Source organism: Salifodinibacter halophilus, from assembly GCA_012999515.1.
GTDB classification, from domain to species: domain Bacteria; phylum Pseudomonadota; class Gammaproteobacteria; order Nevskiales; family Salinisphaeraceae; genus Salifodinibacter; species Salifodinibacter halophilus.
This window is the reverse complement of record JABEEB010000533.1, coordinates 1-247: the sequence shown is the minus strand read 5'-3', so window position 1 is coordinate 247 and position 247 is coordinate 1. Positions and strand designations below refer to the sequence as shown.

General features: G+C 70.9%; 1 protein-coding gene. It reads right to left on the bottom strand.

What is annotated here, in order from left to right:
* Positions 1–247: hypothetical protein (locus HKX41_12730; GenBank protein ID NNC25000.1), on the bottom strand; the 247-nt coding region annotated here is incomplete at both ends.

Here is a 247-nt window from a genome sequence, read left to right as displayed (position 1 = left end):
GCGTGGTGTAGCCGGCCGCGGCCATGCGCGCATCGAGCGCGCTGTCGTCGATGTTCGACCAATCCAACTGCCAGTCGATCCAGTTGGCCAGGCGCTGCGCGCCGGTGCTGCCGAGCGCGTTGAACTCGGCCACGCTCTGCGCGGTGGCGCCGTAGCTGAGGTTGTTGAGCGCGCGCACCGCGAACGGCGCTTTCGGCAAATCCTTGGGCAAGGTCGCGACCGGCGCGGCGTGGACGTCGGGCGCGGC